General features: G+C 61.7%; 16 protein-coding genes. 10 read left to right on the forward strand and 6 right to left on the reverse strand.

Annotation, left to right across the window (positions count from 1 at the left end):
* Positions 1–49: 49 nt before the first annotated feature.
* The 3 genes from ACA041_RS15090 to ACA041_RS15100 all read right to left on the reverse strand — a co-directional run bounded on the left by ACA041_RS15090 (position 50) and on the right by ACA041_RS15100 (position 3,803).
* Complete coding sequence (locus tag ACA041_RS15090) at positions 50–1,720, reverse strand: cation acetate symporter (protein ID WP_497441845.1); 1,671 nt, start codon at positions 1,718–1,720, stop codon at positions 50–52.
* A complete protein-coding gene (locus ACA041_RS15095; RefSeq protein ID WP_497441846.1) occupies positions 1,720–2,046 on the reverse strand; it encodes a DUF485 domain-containing protein in 327 nt (108 codons plus the stop codon). Before ACA041_RS15095 ends, ACA041_RS15090 begins: the two co-directional genes overlap by 1 nt.
* A gap of 134 nt (positions 2,047–2,180) precedes the next feature.
* Complete coding sequence (locus ACA041_RS15100; RefSeq protein WP_497441847.1) at positions 2,181–3,803, reverse strand: acyl-CoA synthetase; 1,623 nt, start codon at positions 3,801–3,803, stop codon at positions 2,181–2,183.
* Positions 3,804–4,033: 230 nt separating this feature from the next.
* On the opposite strand from ACA041_RS15100, the gene ACA041_RS15105 reads away from it, so the two are divergent.
* From ACA041_RS15105 to ACA041_RS15125, 5 genes are all read left to right on the forward strand, one after another.
* Positions 4,034–6,310: a PAS domain-containing sensor histidine kinase gene (locus tag ACA041_RS15105; RefSeq protein WP_497441848.1), complete on the forward strand. Its 2,277-nt coding sequence runs from the start codon at positions 4,034–4,036 to the stop codon at positions 6,308–6,310.
* Positions 6,311–6,314: 4 nt separating this feature from the next.
* Entirely contained in the window at positions 6,315–6,950 is a 636-nt protein-coding gene (locus tag ACA041_RS15110; RefSeq protein WP_497441849.1) for a response regulator transcription factor, read from the forward strand.
* A gap of 77 nt (positions 6,951–7,027) precedes the next feature.
* The gene (locus tag ACA041_RS15115) at positions 7,028–8,122 is read left to right on the forward strand and encodes an AI-2E family transporter (RefSeq protein WP_497441850.1); all 1,095 of its coding nucleotides are present in this window, start codon (positions 7,028–7,030) and stop codon (positions 8,120–8,122) included.
* On the forward strand, positions 8,077–8,850 hold the full coding sequence (locus ACA041_RS15120; RefSeq protein WP_497441851.1) for a hypothetical protein: 774 nt from the start codon (positions 8,077–8,079) through the stop codon (positions 8,848–8,850). Before ACA041_RS15115 ends, ACA041_RS15120 begins: the two co-directional genes overlap by 46 nt.
* A gap of 21 nt (positions 8,851–8,871) precedes the next feature.
* Entirely contained in the window at positions 8,872–9,336 is a 465-nt protein-coding gene (locus tag ACA041_RS15125; RefSeq protein ID WP_497441852.1) for a MaoC family dehydratase, read from the forward strand.
* Positions 9,337–9,345: 9 nt separating this feature from the next.
* On the opposite strand, the gene ACA041_RS15130 is transcribed toward ACA041_RS15125, so the two are convergent.
* Positions 9,346–10,215 carry a LysR substrate-binding domain-containing protein gene (locus ACA041_RS15130; RefSeq protein ID WP_497441853.1) on the reverse strand — a complete coding sequence of 290 codons (870 nt, stop codon included), beginning with the start codon at positions 10,213–10,215 and terminating at the stop codon, positions 9,346–9,348.
* Positions 10,216–10,331: 116 nt separating this feature from the next.
* On the opposite strand from ACA041_RS15130, the gene ACA041_RS15135 reads away from it, so the two are divergent.
* Both ACA041_RS15135 and ACA041_RS15140 read left to right on the forward strand, forming a co-directional pair.
* Positions 10,332–10,946, forward strand: coding sequence for a DUF1989 domain-containing protein (locus ACA041_RS15135; RefSeq protein ID WP_497441854.1), 615 nt, complete (start codon positions 10,332–10,334; stop codon positions 10,944–10,946).
* Between the two features lie 66 nt (positions 10,947–11,012).
* Positions 11,013–11,951, forward strand: coding sequence for a LysR substrate-binding domain-containing protein (locus ACA041_RS15140; RefSeq protein ID WP_497441855.1), 939 nt, complete (start codon positions 11,013–11,015; stop codon positions 11,949–11,951).
* Here the strand turns inward: ACA041_RS15140 and ACA041_RS15145 are convergent.
* Positions 11,941–13,296 carry an amidase family protein gene (locus ACA041_RS15145; RefSeq protein WP_497441856.1) on the reverse strand — a complete coding sequence of 452 codons (1,356 nt, stop codon included), beginning with the start codon at positions 13,294–13,296 and terminating at the stop codon, positions 11,941–11,943. The two genes, ACA041_RS15140 and ACA041_RS15145, sit on opposite strands and share 11 nt — an antisense overlap.
* 35 nt (positions 13,297–13,331) lie before the next feature.
* Positions 13,332–14,000: an FMN-dependent NADH-azoreductase gene (locus tag ACA041_RS15150; protein WP_497441857.1), complete on the reverse strand. Its 669-nt coding sequence runs from the start codon at positions 13,998–14,000 to the stop codon at positions 13,332–13,334.
* 331 nt (positions 14,001–14,331) lie between these two features.
* On the opposite strand from ACA041_RS15150, the gene ACA041_RS15155 reads away from it, so the two are divergent.
* The 3 genes from ACA041_RS15155 to ACA041_RS15165 all read left to right on the forward strand — a co-directional run bounded on the left by ACA041_RS15155 (position 14,332) and on the right by ACA041_RS15165 (position 17,206).
* Positions 14,332–15,762, forward strand: coding sequence for a purine-cytosine permease family protein (locus tag ACA041_RS15155; RefSeq protein ID WP_497441858.1), 1,431 nt, complete (start codon positions 14,332–14,334; stop codon positions 15,760–15,762).
* A 46-nt stretch (positions 15,763–15,808) separates the two neighbouring features.
* Positions 15,809–16,360, forward strand: coding sequence for a VOC family protein (locus ACA041_RS15160; protein ID WP_497441859.1), 552 nt, complete (start codon positions 15,809–15,811; stop codon positions 16,358–16,360).
* A 75-nt stretch (positions 16,361–16,435) separates the two neighbouring features.
* Complete coding sequence (locus tag ACA041_RS15165; protein WP_497441860.1) at positions 16,436–17,206, forward strand: creatininase; 771 nt, start codon at positions 16,436–16,438, stop codon at positions 17,204–17,206.
* The last annotated feature ends 65 nt before the right edge of the window (positions 17,207–17,271 follow it).

Genomic DNA, 17,271 nt, shown 5'->3' on the forward strand with positions numbered 1-17,271 from the left:
AATGGGACGGTTGGGCACGGCACCGCTGTTGCGGGCCGTGCCTTGTCTGTCAGTGGCTGGAAGCGCTGGCGGCACCGAGGCCGGTCTGGGCGCGGACGAACTGGTCGGCGTAAGCATCGCGCTCCTTGTCGGCGCGCACGCTGCGGTCAAGCCGGGAGACGACCACGATCACCAGGAACGCCAGCGGCATGGAGAACAATGCCGGGTGGTCGTAAGGGAAGATCGCGTGGGCATTGCCGAGCACGGTGACCCAGACGGCTGGCGACAGGATCACCAGGACCAGCGCGCAGATCAGACCGGCGAAACCGCCGATGATCGCGCCCTTGGTGGTCAGGCCTTTCCAGTACATGGCCATGATCAGTACCGGGAAGTTGGTCGACGCGGCGATACCGAAGGTCAGGCCCACCAGGAACGCGACGTTCATCTTCTCGAACAGAATGCCCAACAGAATCGCGATGATGCCCAGGCCCACGGTGGCCATGCGGGTCACGCGCATTTCCTGTTTCTCAGTGGCCTTGCCTTTCTTGAACACGGTGGCGTAGAGGTCGTGGGAAATCGCCGAAGCGCCGGCCAGCGCCAGCCCGGAGACCACCGCGAGGATGGTGGCGAAAGCCACGGCCGCGAGGAAACCGAAGAACAGGTTGCCGCCCACCGCTTTGGCCAGGTGCATGGCGACCATGTTGCCGCCGCCGATCAGGGCACCGCCGACTTCACCATTGACGTAGTACTGCGGGTCGGTGCCAATGATCACCATCGCGGCAAAGCCGAGGGTACAAACCACCAGGAAGAAGAAACCGATGAAACCGGTGGCGTAGAACACCGATTTGCGCGCTTCCTTGGCGTTAGGCACGGTGAAGAAACGCATCAGAATGTGCGGCAGGCCGGCAATGCCGAACACCAGGCCCAGGGACATCGATGCGGTGTTGATCGGGTCGGCCAGCATCGAGCCGGGGCCCATGATGTTCCAGCCACTGGCGTGAGCCTCGACGGCCTTGGTGGCCAGGGCTTCGTAGCTGAAGCCGAATTGCGACATGGCCATGACCGCCAGGGTCGTGCCGCCGGCAAGCAGCAGCACGGCCTTGATGATCTGCACCCAGGTGGTGGCGATCATGCCGCCGAAGATCACATACACCAGCATCAGCGCGCCGACGATCACCACCGCTACCGGGTAGTCGAGACCGAACAGCAACTTGATCAACTGACCGGCACCGACCATCTGCACGATCAGGTAGCAGCACACCACCGTCAACGAGCCGAAGGCGGCGAAGATCCGCACCTTGTTCTGGTCCAGTCGATAGGACACGATGTCGGCGAAGGTGTAGCGCCCCAGGTTGCGCAGACGCTCGGCCATCAGGAAGGTGATGATCGGCCAGCCGACGAAGAAGCCGATGGTATAGATGAAGCCATCGTAGCCCTTGGCAAATACCAGGCTGGACAGCCCCAGCAGGGTGGCCGCGGACATGTAGTCACCGGCAATCGCCAGGCCGTTCTGGAACCCGGTGATGCCGCCGCCGGCGGTGTAGAAGTCGGACGTGGATTTGGTCTGGCGCGCCGCCCACCAGGTAATGGCCAGGGTGCCGAGCACGAACACGAAGAATATGCCGATCGCATGCAGGTTCAGCGGTTGTTTTTCCACCGTGCCCAGTGCGGGCGCAGCGAGCACCACGGAGGCCGGCAACAGGCAGGCCGCGGCGAAGATCAGTTTACGCAGCGCAGTCATTACTTGCTCTCCTCGAGAATGGCGGCGCCCAGGGCGTCGAACCGGGTATTGGCGCTGTAGACGTACCAGCCCGTCAGCAACCAGGAAAAAATGATGATCGCCGCGCCCACTGGCATGCCCAGGGTCAACATCCGATGCTCGGCCAGTGGTGCATGCAGCCACTGCGGAGCAAACGCGACCACCAGCATGAAGGCGTAGTAAGTCACGAGCACCGCGGCACTGAGCGACCAGGCCAGGCGCGAACGGCTGCTCACTAATTGAATGAACTTCGGGTTGGACCGAATGCGTTCACAGCGTTGGGTATCGGTTGAATGAATGTCGATCATGGGTGGCTCCACCTTTGTTGTTATTGCTTTAGGTCTTTGAGGGGCGCGGGCAGGGCAGGGCCGAATTCGGCCTGCACGAGCCCGCAGCGGCAGGTAAAGGCACCTGCCGCCGGGTGGGTACAACGTCGATTCGTTTAGAGCGCTTTAGCCCTGTCGCGCAGGACGTACTTCTGGATCTTGCCGGTCGAGGTCTTCGGCAGCAGGGTGAAGATCACCGTGCGCGGGACTTTGAAACCGGCCAGGTGTTCGCGGCAGAAACTGATGATGTCGGCCTCGCGCACATCCTGGTGATCGGCCTTCAAGGTGATGAAGGCACAGGGGGTTTCACCCCATTTCTCATCGGGACGGGCAACGACTGCCGCTTCCATCACCCCCGGATGGCGATAGAGCACGCCTTCGAGTTCGATGGTGGAAATATTCTCGCCACCGGAAATGATGATGTCCTTGAGCCGGTCCTTGATCTCGACATAACCGTCGGGATGACAGACCGCCAGGTCGCCGGTGTGGAACCAGCCGCCTTCGAACGCTTCGGCGGTGGCGGTCGGATTCTTCAGGTAGCCCTTCATCACGGTGTTGCCGCGCATGAAAATCTCACCGATGGTCTGACCGTCCCGCGGGGTCGGTTCCAGGGTCTTCGAGTCCGCGACCATGACGGCTTCGAGCGTCGGGTAGCGCACCCCTTGGCGGGATTTGATCTGCGCCCGCTCTTCCAGCGGCAGCTCGTTCCATTCGGCGTGCCAGGCGCACAGTGTCACCGGGCCATAGGTTTCGGTCAGGCCATAGACGTGGGTGACCTTGATGCCCATTTCTTCCACGGCGCCGATCACCTTGGCCGGCGGCGCGGCACCGGCGACCATGGCGTTGACCGGGTGATCGATGGCGGCCTTCGCCGATTCCGGCATATTGACCAGGGCATTGAGCACGATCGGCGCAGCGCACAGGTGAGTGACCTGGTGCTCGCGGATCAGCGTGAGGATTTTCTGTGGATCGACCCGGCGCAGGAACACATGCACACCGGCCAGCGCGGTGATGGTCCACGGGTAGCACCAGCCATTGCAATGGAACATCGGCAGGGTCCAGAGGTACACCGGATGGTTGCCCATGGCCCAGGTCATCTGGTTGCCCAGGGCGTTCAGGTAAGCACCGCGATGGTGATAGACCACGCCTTTAGGGTTGCCGGTGGTGCCCGAGGTGTAGTTCAGCGAGATGGCTTGCCATTCATTCACCGGCCATTGCCAGGCGAAGGCCGGGTCGCCTTCGGCCAACAGCGCTTCATAGTCCAGGTCGCTGACGGCTTCGCCCTCGCCGTACTCGGGATCATTGACGTCGATGACCAGCGGCGGATGGTCGAGCATGCCGATCGCCGCGTGAATCACGCCATGGAACTCACGGTCGGTGATCAGCACCTTGGCCTCGCCATGCTGCAGCATGAAGGCGATGGCTTCGGCATCCAGGCGCACATTGAGCGGGTTGAGCACGGCCCCGATCATCGGCACGCCGAAGTGCACTTCAAGCATTTCGGGAATGTTCGGCAGCATCACGGCCACCGTATCGTTCTTGCCGATGCCGCGTCCGGCCAGCGCCGAGGCCAGGCGTCGGCAGCGGGTATAGGTCTGCGCCCAGGTGCGACGAATCGAGCCGTGGATGACGGCGGGGTAGTTCGGGTAAACGCTGGCGGTGCGCTCGATGAAGCTGAGCGGAGACAGGGCGATGTGGTTGACAGCCGCAGGGCCTAGCCCTTGTTCGTAGATCGACATGTGCGGGTACTCGGTGGCTGATTGTTAGCTCTATGGTCGCCTTGCAGCGTAGTCGCTGAGGTCACCTTTATATGTTCGGTGTGCTTTATATAACATTCAGTCACCAATATGGAAGTACAACCTAAGGTGTATAGTATTTATACCATATCTAATTCCCCGGGCTCTAAATGAACGCGACCCTGGCGCCGAGCCCGGTATATCCTTGGTCTCCCCAACGAAGCGGACCCGTGATGACCCTGACCCCCGTTCGATTGCACAGCTGGTTGCGTCTGCAGCGCGAGGGTGTGTCCCTGGCCGCCAGGGCCGACGCCTTGTGCCGCGCGCTGCAGGATTGCCCCGAAGTGCGCCGGGCGGTTTACCTGAGCTGGCAGGCCAAATCCCGGATCTACAGCCACGAAGGCGCTGCCCAGCATTTTCCACCGGGCCTGGGTGACCCTTCGCAGGCCAGCGATCAGTTGCTGTTCGAGCGCCTGGTCGAGGCGGGGCGGCTGGACCTGGCCCAGGTGCGGCAACTCGATTGCTGGCTGGCCGGACGCCTGCGCCGGGCCGCCATCAGCCACGGTCAAGTGTTTGACCTGCCCTTGCAACCGAGCCAGCCGGGGTTGTTGCTGGTGGAAGTGTGCGAGGGCGTGAGCCTCGATTGGCTGGGTTGGGTGCAGGATTTGTTGACGACCTTGCTCAGCAGCGTCAACGGCATGTTGCGAGGCTCGCCGCTGTTGGGCCACGATCCGCAACCCAGTCTGTTGCTCGATGCCCAGGGCCGGCCGCTGGAGTTCAATGCGGCGCTGCTGGCCCTGCTCGCGGAAAAGCCGCTGACCGAGGTGCTGGGCTTTCTGCCGGTCAACCATCGGGTTCTGGTACGCGCCTGTCTCGATCAGCAGCGTGCCATCGAAGGGGTCGAGGCCCAGTTCGAAGCGCAGATCCTGATCTGGACCTTTATCCCCGATCCCCAGGACAACCGCGTACTTGCCCGTTGCCGCGACGCCACCGCACAGGTGCTGGCCGAGCGCGAAGCGACCAAGGCACGCAGGCTATACCGGCTGATCATCGAGAACACCACCGACCTGATTTCCCGACACACGCCGGACGGACGCTTTCTCGATGCGTCGCCGGCGTCCTGGACCTTGCTCGGCTACTGGCCGGAAGAACTGCGCGGGCAAATGGCCCAGGGCCTGTTCCATGGCCAGGACCTGGCCAGCCTGGTGCAGCGCGCGCGCGATGCCCTGGAGCAGGACGGTTATCACACCATGACCTATCGCATTCGCCACCGGGACGGGCATTACCTGTGGTTCGAAACCGCCAGCCGGGCGATTCGTGAAACCTATACCGGTACGGTGGTCGAAGTGGTCAGCGTCTCCCGGGACATCACCGCCCGGGTGCAAGCCGAGGAGAACAAGCGCCGCCTGGCCGAAGTGGTCGAGGTCAACACCGATCCGGTGCTGTTCATTGACCCCGAGGGCCAGGTCACCTACCTCAACCCGGCGGCGCGGCGCATCCTCGGGATCGACGAACAACAGCCGATGCCGACCCTGGCGCAGCTGTTCGCCAGCAGCGACCTGGCCCGCCTGCAACGCGACGGCTGGAGCGGTGCCGAGCGCAATGGCGTGTGGAGCACCGATGCCCGCCTGCAACCACCGGGCGGCGGCACGTCGGTGCCGGTGTCGCTGGTGCTCCTGGCGCACCGGTCCGCCGGCGGCGAGCGTTATTACTCATTGGTCGCGCGGGACATGACCGAGCGCGAACTGCGCGAAGTGCAACAGCGCCGTCATCAGGACGAACTGGCGCACACCGCGCGGCTGGTGACCCTGGGCGAACTGGCCTCGGGCATCGCCCACGAAATCAATCAGCCGCTGGCGGCCGTGGTCAATTACGCCAACGCCAGCCAGCGCTATCTGCAGACCCTGGACTCCAATCCCCAGGCCGCCGCCAGAGTCGCGCAGGGACTGGAACGCATCACCCACCACGCGACCCATGCCTCGGAAGTTATCCGCCGTTTGCGGGCTTTTTTGCGCAAGGGCCAGCGACGCATGCAGGCCCTGAATTTCACCGACGTTGCCCGCGAGGCCGTGCGTTTGTGTGCCTGGGAAGCGAGCAATTGCCAAGTGACAATCGAGGATCGACTGCCGGATAATCTGCCGCCGATTTATGCCGACCGGGTGCTGCTGGAGCAGGTCCTGCTCAATCTGCTGCGCAACGCCATCGACGCCAACCGCGAACAGCATCCGGGGCAGCCTTCGCTGATTGTGATGGCGGCCGGGCAGGGCAGTGGTGCGACAGTGGAAATCAGCGTGCAGGACCAGGGCCCGGGCGTCAGTGAGCCGGAACTTGAGCAGATATTCACCCCGTTCTACACCAGCAAGCCCGATGGCCTGGGCCTTGGGTTGTCCATGAGCCGCAGCATCATCGAAGGTTTCGGTGGCGAACTGCAGGCCCGACGCCAGCCGGTCGGGCTGCTGATGTGTTGCCGCTTGCCGCTTGCCGGTCCAACAAAACAACAACAGGAATAATGTGATGGCAGGTGCGACGGAGCACGTGGTGTATGTGGTCGACGACGATCAGGGCATGCTCGATTCAACAGTCTGGCTCCTGGAGTCGGTGGGGCTAAAGGCCTTGCCGTTTACCAGTGGCGTCGAGTTCCTCAATGCCTGTGATGCCAGTCTCGATGCCTGCGTGCTGCTCGATGTGCGCATGCCCGGCATGGGCGGCTTGAATGTCCAGGAAGAAATGCGCGCACGGGAGCTGAGCCTGCCGATCATCTTCGTCAGCGGTCATGCCGACGTGCCGATCGTGGTGCGTGCGTTCAAGGCCGGAGCCCATGACTTCATCGAGAAACCCTACAACGAGCAGTTGCTGCTGGACAGCGTGCAACAGGCCCTGAGCAACTGCGCGGCCAACCGCTCGGGCAATCACGGCCACGACGCCTTGCAGGCACGCCTGCTCACCTTGACCCCGCGGGAGCGCGACGTCTTGCTGCCGCTGGTGCAGGGCTACACCACTCGTGAAATCGCCGAGCAACTGGGTGTTAGCGCGAAAACCGTCGACCTTTATCGCTCGCGGGTGATGAAGCGCATGCAGGCCAATACCTTGCCGGACCTGGTGGGCATGGCGATCGCCGCGCAACTGGTCGATCCATTGAAATTGCGTTGAGACCTCGCGTTCTCCATTGAGGGTCTATGCTGGGCTGACCGACCCCCTACCTTGCAGTGATCTGCAAAGAGGCATCCATGGAGCCCACGTCCCTCTCCGAGAAAGCGCTTACCCGCACGCTGTTGGATGTTTTGATTCGTGCCGGGCTGATTCTGGTTCTGGTGTTGTTCTGCTTCGAGATATTCAGCCCGTTCCGCGACCTGATGCTGTGGTCGCTGATCCTCGCCATCACCCTTTACCCGTTGCAAACGCGACTCAGGGGACCGCTGGGGCACAAGGACGGGGTGATTGCCACGCTGATCGTTCTGGTCGCGATCGCTATCCTGGTGGTGCCGATCTACCTGTTGGCCATCTCGATTGCCGACTCGGTCGAGCATACGGTGGAAATCGTCAAGGGCGGTGAATTCCATATTCCGCCGCCCGCCGAGTCAGTCGCCGGTTGGCCGTTGATCGGCGAACGACTATCGGCATTCTGGCTACAGGCTTCAACCGACCTTCCCGACCTGACCGCGAAGTACCTGCCACAGATAAAACAGGCAAGCCTGAGTGTTTTGGGCAAGCTTGCCGGGGTCGGCATGGGTTTCCTGATGTTCATTGTCGCCTTGATCATCGCCGGGATCTTCATGGCCTATGGCGAAAGCGGTCACCGCGGCGCGGTGCAGATTGCATCGCGCCTCAGCGGCCCGGAAAGGGGCCGCGAAATTGCCGGGCTGTGCACCGCCACGATCCGTGCGGTGGCATTGGGGGTGGTCGGCATCGCCTTCATCCAGATGCTGCTGGTGGGCCTCGGATTCGTCTTCAAGGGTGTACCGGGTGCCGGTCTGCTGGCGCTGGCCGTGCTGTTGCTGGGCATCATGCAACTGCCGGCGACCCTGATTACGCTGCCGGTTATTGCTTTTGTGTTCGCCACCGAAGGGGCTAGCACGGTGACGATCGTCTTTGCCATCTATGTCTTCGTCGCCGGCCTGGTGGATAACGTGCTCAAGCCATTGCTATTGGGCCGCGGTGTCGATGTACCAATGCCGGTGATATTGATCGGCGCGCTGGGCGGCATGGTCACCAGCGGCATCCTTGGGCTGTTCATCGGCCCGGTGGTGCTCGCGGTCGGCTATCAATTATTCTGGCAATGGGTGCAGGACCGGCCGCAGAAAGGAGGAGGGCAGTCACTGTGAGTGCGCAGAATAATGAGCTGCTGGAGCAGGTATTGATCGCCCATGGCGGGCTGGAACGCTGGAACAGCTTCAGCACGGTGCGCGCCACGATCGTGACCGGCGGCTCGCTCTGGGCCATGAAAGGGCTGACCCAGGACAGCGCGCCACGCCAGATGACCGTCTGGCTGCATGAACAGCGCGCCTCGGTCACCCCCTTTGGCGGGCCAGATCAATTGACGGCTTTCACCCCGGATCGAATCGCCATCGAAAAAACCGACGGCAAGGTGATCGCCGAACGCTCGGCACCCAGGGGATCCTTCCGCGACCATGGCGAAAACAGCCCTTGGGATCCGCTGCACCGTGCGTACTTCAACGGTTACGCGCTGTGGTCGTACCTGACCATGCCCTTCCAGTTCACCTGGCCGGGCGTCACCACCGAAGAAGTCGAACCCTGGCAGGAGGGTACCCAGCACTGGCGACGGTTGCGGGTGACCTTCGCCGAGCACATCGCGACCCACTGCGCGGTGCAGGACTTCTACTTTGGCGAGGACTTTCTGCTGCGTCGACACGATTACAGGGTGGACATCAGCGGCGGCCTGCCTGCCGCCCAGTATGTGGGTGACTATGTCGAGGCGGAAGGGCTGCGCATGCCCGGCAAGCGGCGCGCCTATCGACGCGGGCCCGATGGCCAGGCCGACACCGGGGCCTTGCTGGTGGCGATCGACCTCAGCGACATCGGCTACTCGTAATGCAACACGGAGGAATCAATCATGACCGTGCATGCCTGGGAAAAGCTCTACCTCGATGACCTGCACCTGGGTCAGAAATTCGAGAGCGACACCGTTCGCGTCGACCTGCAGGCCATGCTGGCGTTTGCCCAGGCCTTCGACCCGCAACCCTTCCATCTCGACGCTGAAGCGGCCAGCCTGAGCCTGTTCGGCGGTCTGGCGGCCAGTGGCTGGAACACCGCGGCCCTGACCATGAAAATGCTGGTGGCCAGCGTGCCATTGGCGGACGGGATCATTGGCCTGAGCATCGAACTGAGCTGGCCGACGCCGACCTACGCGGATGATGTATTGCGCCTCAAATGCACCGTACAGGCCATCGACCCGTCCGCTTCCAAACCGGATCGGGGCGTGGTGACGATGCTCATGGAAACCCTCAATCAGAACGACAAGGTGGTACAGCGGGCGATTGGCAAGCTGCTGGTGTTCAATACCCCGGCGACGGATTGAACAGGCGTTTCACAGGTGTTGCTTGAGGTACCGGGCAAATTCCCGTGCCAGCTGCGAGGGCTCTTCCTGGGTGGGCAGCAATAGCGCGATCTGGTAGTGGATGGCCGGCGAGAACGGCTTCAGGAGCAGATCGCGGGTGAAGGGCCGGCTGACCACCGGATCGACGATCCCGACCCCCATTCCACAGCGGACCAGTTCGCAGGCCGTCGAGAAGAATTCGGTCTCGGCCACCACGTTCCAGGATGAACCGTACGCCGAAAAAGCCAGTGCCAGCTGCTGGTAGATCGGGTCGCCCTTGAACAGCGAAACGAACGGCACCCCATCCAGATCCGCCGGGGTAATCACCTCCAGTTCGGCGAGGGGATGCCCGAGCGGCACCATGCACTGGCATTCATACGAAATCACCTGCATGTTCGATGTCGGGTAGTCCAGGGGCAGCTCGGCAATGGCCAAGTCGAATTGCTGGGTCGTCATCAGCTCACGCACAGACTGCGAGTTGCGGGTGATGATCTTCAGCTCGAGCCCCGGACGCTCTTGCGCAAATTCGGCCATCAAGCGCGGCAGCAGGCTGATAGAGATGCTGGCGTAGGCAGCGATCGCCAGATGGCCGCGCTTGCCGGTTCGAATCTCCTTGGCGATTCGGGTGGTTTTTTCCACCGCCTCCAGCGCTCGTTGCGCCTCGACGAAAAACAGCCGCGCTTCGGGGGTGGGCTGCAGGCGACCGCCTTTGCGCACGAACAGCTTCAGTCCCGTCTCATGTTCCAGGTTGGCAATGGTGCTGCTGATGGCAGGCTGAGAAATGCCCAGGAGCTCGGCCGCACGGGTCATGGTGCCGTGAATCATCAGGGTTCTGAAGCACTCGAGCTGGCGGATACGCATGGACCACCCTATAGATTAAACTTATACCGAGGCCACTTTATATTATTGGTTTGCGCTTTTCCCCTGTGTTTTCCTTGGTTGCAGGTACTCGGCCCTGACAAGAGGTGAACACAGCCATGAATACAATGACGTCGATCCAAACCGGTGAACGAATCTGCCTGCCCGCCCGGCGCGGTGTGGCGATCCGGTTGCAGCACGGACAAACCCTTACGCTCATCAACACCCATGGGCAGCAGGTCGTGGACACCTGGGCCTTCAATCCGGATGACCTGCGCGAAGCCATGTCGATGGAACACAGCCGGCCTTTCTGGTTGAAGCTCAACCCATCCCGGGGCGACAGCCTCGTCACCAACAAGCGCCGGAAAATCCTCACGCTCACCGAAGACACCACGCCCGGCGTACACGACACGCTGGTCGCCGCTTGCGACCCGACGCGCTACGTGCAATTGGGGGCGGTCGGGCATCATGACAGCTGCCAGGAAAACCTGTTCCTGGCCCTGGCTGCACTCGGCCTGGTTCCCTTCGACACACCGAGCCCCCTGAATCTTTTCATGAACGTTCCGGTTCATCGGGACGGGCGCATCGAGTTCGCGGCGCCGGTCAGTGAAGCCGGGCAGTACGTGCGCCTCAAAGCGGAAATGGACGCCATCGTGGTGCTCTGCGCCTGTCCCCAGGACATCACGGCCGTCAACGGCATGCGCCCCCAGGATGTTCACTACAGCGTCAGCTGATGCCGAATAACACCTGCAGGCGGAGTTTGTGTGCCGCCAGCAGCACCGCAGAGTCCGGAGAAAACCATGCGCAAGATACCCCCATTGAATTCCGTTCGAGCCTTTGAGGCGGTCGCCCGTCACCAGAGTTTTTCCGCCGCGGCGAACGAGCTCTCGGTGACAGTCGCCGCGGTCAGCCATCAGGTCCGGCAGCTGGAAGACGGGTTGGGGCAAAAGCTCCTGGAAAGGGGCCGGACGGTAACCCTCACCTCCACTGGCAAAGTGATCTATCCGCTGTTGCGAGACGGTTTTGACCAGATTGCCCAGGCGTTTGCCCTGGGTGCATCCAGGGAGACAGATGCGATCCAGGTGTCCACCACGCGCGCGTTCGCCGAACGCTGGCTGATGCCGCGCCTGGCCAGGTTCAACGCAATCCATCCAGACATCGTGGTGTCAATCCACGCCTCGGAGAAAGTCGTGGACCTGCGTGCCGAGACCGTCGACCTGGCGATCCGCTATGGTCCGGTGGATGCCGATGCAGGTGGGCCGGTGTTGTTCGAGGACCGGTACATCGCGGTAGCGGATGACAGTATCTGTCCGGCCGAGCGCAACCCGACGATCAACGACTTCCATCATCGCTCGCTGCTGGCGTTCAAATGGAAAAACCAGGCGCTCGAAGCGCCCTCGTGGTCAGACTGGCTGCCCCGGGTCGAACACGCTGGCTCGCGGGATATGCGCATCTCCTGGTACAGCGAGGAAACCCTGGCGCTGCACGCGGTAGAGCGCGGGTTGGGGCCGCTGCTGTGCAGCAATGTGTTGATTGACGATGAGCTTCGCTCCGGGCGGATGCGTCGGGTGGAAGGCCCGACCTTGCCGGGTTTCACCTACCATTTGATTGAAGGCAAGCACTGCGCAGCACGCCGCAGCCTTGCAGTGTTCAGGGACTGGTTGCTGGAGGAGGCCAGGGCATTCAGGGAAACCAGCCTGAATGACCCGGCTCGACATCGGCAGGCGGTTACCTCCTGAGACTGGCTGCGTGCAGGGTCGTTTCTATCGACAGGCAGGCACCGAGCAAGTGATCGTCGCGTCCCCGGGTCGTCGAGAACAGGGTTGAGGTGGCGAGCCCGGCGCTGTCCTTGCCGGACGGGATTGCCACCCCCGGCATGTCCAGCAGGCTGCCGATCATGGTCAGTGACAAGGTCTCGAGGTTGACGCTGGCAAACAGCGCGTCGTCATTGGCCAGCGGCGCCATCGGTGGGGCGACATGCTTGACCGTGGGCATGACCAGAATGGCACCGTCGAGCTCGCGCTCGATGTCCGCCATCAGTTCCACCCGCAGGCTTCGAATCCTCGCTTCGGCAGCAGGATCGATATCCCTGGCGGAGCGCAGGCGGGCCCGCACGCGCCTGTCCATTCGCTGTCCCAGCGGACCTTCTACCACCGGGCCCAGCAAACGCCAGGCCTCGATTGCCCCCAGCCAGCCTAACCGGGTAATCAGCTCACGGGTGCGAGCGACGGCGACAACCGGCCAAGACTCGACCTGAGCGCCGGCCGCCCGCAGCCGTTCCATCATCGACAGCAGGTTCTGGCGTACCGCTGGCTGCAACATCGGGTCAGACATCACACCGTCGTCGATGACCAAGCGCAGGTCTGAAAGGTTGCCGCCCTCCAGGGTCGCTTCCTTCAGACCGCGCATCGACGCGTCCAGCGCAACGCAATCGGCCACGGTATGGGCAAATGGACCGAGGCTGTCCAGTGTGATCGCCAGCGGGTGGATGCCTTCCATGGGATAACGGCCCGTGGAGGCCTTGTACCCGACCAATCCGTTGAACGCCGCTGGAATCCTGATCGAGCCCGCGGTGTCGGTGCCAATGGCGCTGCTGACGATACCTCGTTGCACCGCGATCGCCGACCCCGAAGAAGAGCCGCCAGGCACGCGGCTGTCGTCGACCGCGACATCGGAGGTCGGCGTTCCGAAATGAGGGTTCAGGCCCAGGCCGGAGTAAGCAAACTCGGTGAGGTTGGTTTTCCCCAGCGCGATCATTCCCAGCGCCGTGAGCGCGGCAACGACCGGCGCATCCTCGACCGCCAGCGCAGCCTCGGCCCGGGTGACGGACCCGGCGGTGGTTCGGCTGCCGGCAACGTCCAGCAGATCCTTGACCGCGTAGGGAATGCCGTCGAAGGGGCTCAATTGAGCCCCTTGCTGCCAGCGCCGGGTTGATGCTTGCGCCGCATCGATGGCGCGCTGTTCAAGCAGGCAAATGAATACGTGCTGCGAGTCCCTGGCAGCCGCCAGCGCGGACTCGATCAACTCATCGGGTGTCGTAAGGCCTTGTCTCAAGCGTTCAGCGGTCTGCAGCAGGGTGATCATGATTTCTCCCATCAGTGGGTGGCGCGGCAGGGCGGTCAAACCAGCGAAAACCGGCTGTGTCGTGCTTCGATCATCTGCCCGGCCAGGACCGGAACAGCATCGAAAGCATCGGCGATCGAGGCTTCATGGCGCGCGTCGCCGAACTCCTGGTAGTCGATGGCGATGACGTGAGTCTCGTTGACGCCCAGGTAGTGGGCGCAGGTCTGGATGTGGGTGTCCAGGTGGTTCATCTTTTCGCGAACGCCACCGGGGCCGAAGCCGAACTCGCCTCGGGAAGATAAAACGACCAGCTTCTTGCCGCTCAGGACCGGTTCCAGAGGGTAGTCACCACGGTCCAGATCGAAGGTGAAAGTCTTGCCGATACGAATCACTTTGTCGAACCAGGACTTGAGCGCGGCCGGCATCCCGTAGTTGTACATCGGCGTGCCGATCACGATGACATCAGCGCGCTCGATCTCATCGATCAGTTGGTCCGAGAGCCGTAGCTCCTCGCGCTTTTCGGCGGTCATGTGTTCTTCGGGGGTGAAGACCGCGGCGATCCAGTCCTGCGTCACGAAAGGCGGCGGGTTGAGCCCGACGTCGCGAACGATGACCTGCGTCCTGTGATCGCGCTCCACCCAAGCCTCGACAAATGCCCGGGACAATTTACGGCTCAGGGAACGATCGGATCGTGCGCTGGCATCAATATGAAGAAGGGTGGTCATGTGAAGATTCCTGTTAAGCCCGAGGCCCGATTGCCTTGGAGACGGCAATAAGTTGGCCACGACCTCGACGGTCAGGCTATTGACATTTATTTGAGTGGCGTCAAATAAAACTCAACCAGCGAGTTTTATTTGTCGGGTCGGGTTAGATGCTCTTTTATTTGAAGCCTGGAGTGGGTTCTGCATGTTCGGTTGATTTGCGCAATTGAGTAATACTTGAAGTGGCCATTTTTCTAAAGAGCAGTTTAGTTATTATCAATTACTTAAATTCACAGTCCTCGCTTTAATGGCTCGGGGCGATTCACGGGGTCGCCGGTCAGCGAGGAAAACAATAATGGCAACGCGTCGCGAGTCGGAAAAAAATTTAATCAACGAGGTCAACTATGATGCCTTGGGCATTGAGCCGGTGCCCGACAGCCAACGCACTTCAACGCCGCTGGACCAGTTCTGGATCTGGGCCGGAGCGAATGTGGCGCCGATCAACTGGGTGTTGGGTGCCATCGGTATCCAGCTGGGGTTGAGCCTGATTGAAACCCTGCTGGTGATCGTGGTCGGCAATCTATTGGGTGCCGCCCTGTTCGGTGCGATCTGCATCATGGGCCACCGCACGGGCGTACCGCAGATGGTGCTGTCCCGGCTGGCGTTCGGCCGCCGCGGTGCCTACATGCCGACGATCATGCAGGTGCTGATGCCCATGGGCTGGGTGGCCACCAACACCTGGATCGTCCTGGATCTGGCGGTGGCCGCCCTGGACAGAATCGGCATCAACGGTGGCATGGAGCTCAAGTACGGCATCGCCTTGATCGTCATGCTGCTCCAGGTCGGCATTGCCGCCTGGGGCTTCAATGCCATCAAATGCTTCGAGCGCTACACCATGCCGGTGATCCTGCTGATCATGGTGGTGATGACCGTTCTGGCGTTCACCCACGTGGACATCCAGTGGCAAACCTCGACCACCGCCGGCATCGGCAAGCTGTCGGCGATGAGCAGCCTGATGACGGCCATCGGCATTGGCTGGGGCATTTCCTGGCTGGTGTACGCCTCGGATTACACCCGCTTTACCCAAAGCAAACTGTCCGACGGCCAGGTGTTCCGCTCGACCTTTCTCGGCATGTTCCTGCCCACCGTCTGGCTGGCCTTTCTCGGTGCCGCGATCGCTTCGGCCGGGGCAGGCTCGGACCCTGCACAACTGATCATCGCGGTGTTTGGCACGATGGCGCTGCCGGTCCTGCTGGTGCTGTTGCATGGCCCGGTCGCCACCAACATCGTGGTCATCTATTCGGCGGCACTGGCGACGCGGTCGCTGGACCTGCGAGTGCCACGCTGGATCGTGTCGACGGTCTCGGGGGTGGTGGCGCTGTTCATGCTCTACCTGTTCCTGCAATCGGGCGAGTTCGTGCACGCCTTTGAAAACCTGATGGTGTTTTTCGTGGTGTGGATCAGCCCGTGGGCCGGCATCACCCTGGTGGATTTTTTCCTGATTCGCCGTGGTCAGGTCGATCTGCAGTCGCTGTATTGCCACCACTCGGACAGCGCCTGCACCGATATTAACTGGAGAGGAGTATTGGCCCTTGCATCAGGCGTACTGGCGGCATGGTTATTTCAAGTGGGCACCATTAAATCGCTACAGGGCCCCATTGCAATGGCACTTGGCGGGATTGACTTGTCCTGGCTGGCCGGGTTTGGTGTGGGCGGTGGGATTTACTACTTCTTGCACCGTTCACGGCGAACGGAAGTTGTTCGCTCATCGGTGATGGTCAAGTAATCGGCAAGTTTGTTTAACTATTGAATGATTAAAGGGGTACGTATAAATGTCTCATCTTGAACAACTCAATGTGCTGACCGCGTTGAATGCTGGCGCCGCAGTCGATGGGTTTCTCGGTAATGTCGTGGAGATTGCCATCGTCACCCGTGATCACCAGCGCACCATGGACGGCTTGCTCAAGCTGGGTATCGGTCCCTGGCGGGTGTACACCTTCAGCCCGCAAAACACGCAAAACCAGACTTACCAGGGCGAACCCGCCGAATTTGTCCTGAAAGTGTGCTTCGCCCAGTCCGGGAACATGGTCTGGGAGTTGATGGAACCTATTTCCGGGCCAACGATTTTCGCCGATTTCCTTGAGCAACACGGCGAAGGTATCCAGCACGTCGCCTACGACTGCAACAACATTCCGTTCGAAGATCGCATCACTGAACTGACTCGACGCGGCTTCAAGTGCGTGCAGTCCGGATCCTGGATGGGGGTGAATCATTTCGCGTTCTTCGGCACCGAGGCGGATACCAGTACGGTATTCGAGACCTATGCGTTTCCTGCCGATTGGGACTACCCGGAACCCGAGTCCTGGTATCCGCCGCGAGCCTAGTCAACGCGTTACCGTCTCAGCGCTGATGGCGTTGAGACGCCAGACATCTGGAATCGACATCGGGAGTACTGCTTCATGAACACTGTACGGATGGATAACCTCAGCTGGGTCGACTACGAGCGCCGGGTGCAGGCAGGCGCGGTGGTCTTGTTGCCCATCGGTGCGACTGAGCAGCACGGCCCGCACTTGCCCCTGGGCACCGACGCGTTGCTGGCCAGCGCCATCAGTGAAGACGTGGCCAGGGCAATCGACGGCGTGGTCGCCCCGGCGTTGTCCTATGGCTACAAATCCCAGCCCAAATGCGGCGGCGGGCAACACTTCTGCGGAACCACCAGCGTGGATGGTGCGACCCTGATCGCCATGGTCCGCGACGCCGTGCGCGAATTTCATCGCCATGGGGTGAAGCGTCTGGTGCTGGTGATCGGACATTACGAAAACCAGTGGTTCGTCACCGAGGGCATCGAGCTGGCCCTGCGCGACATCGGTCCGGACGCCGGACTGCAAGTCATGCGCCTGGAGCACTGGGAGTTCGTTAGGTCCCAGACCCTCGACAGGATCTTTCCGGACGGCTTTCCCGGCATCGCGCTGGAACATGCCGCGGTCATTGAGACCTCGATGATGCTGCACTACCACCCGCAACTGGTTGCCCTGGACCAGATCCCTGACCATGGGCCAGCGCAATTCCCGGTCTACGATATGTACCCGACGCGAACCGAATGGGTGCCGCAAAGCGGCGTGCTGTCATCGGCCCGGGGCTCCAGTGCCGACAAGGGCAAATGGCTGGTGGAGGATGTCATCAGCGGGATCGTTCAGGCGGTACGGTTTGAGTTCGGGCTCGAGTCGTAGGGCTTTATCGGGGTTGGCACAAGCCTGGTGGCCATGACAGCCTCCAGATACTGGTGCAGCGATCA

It is taken from the genome of Pseudomonas sp. LBUM1676 (assembly GCF_059695605.1).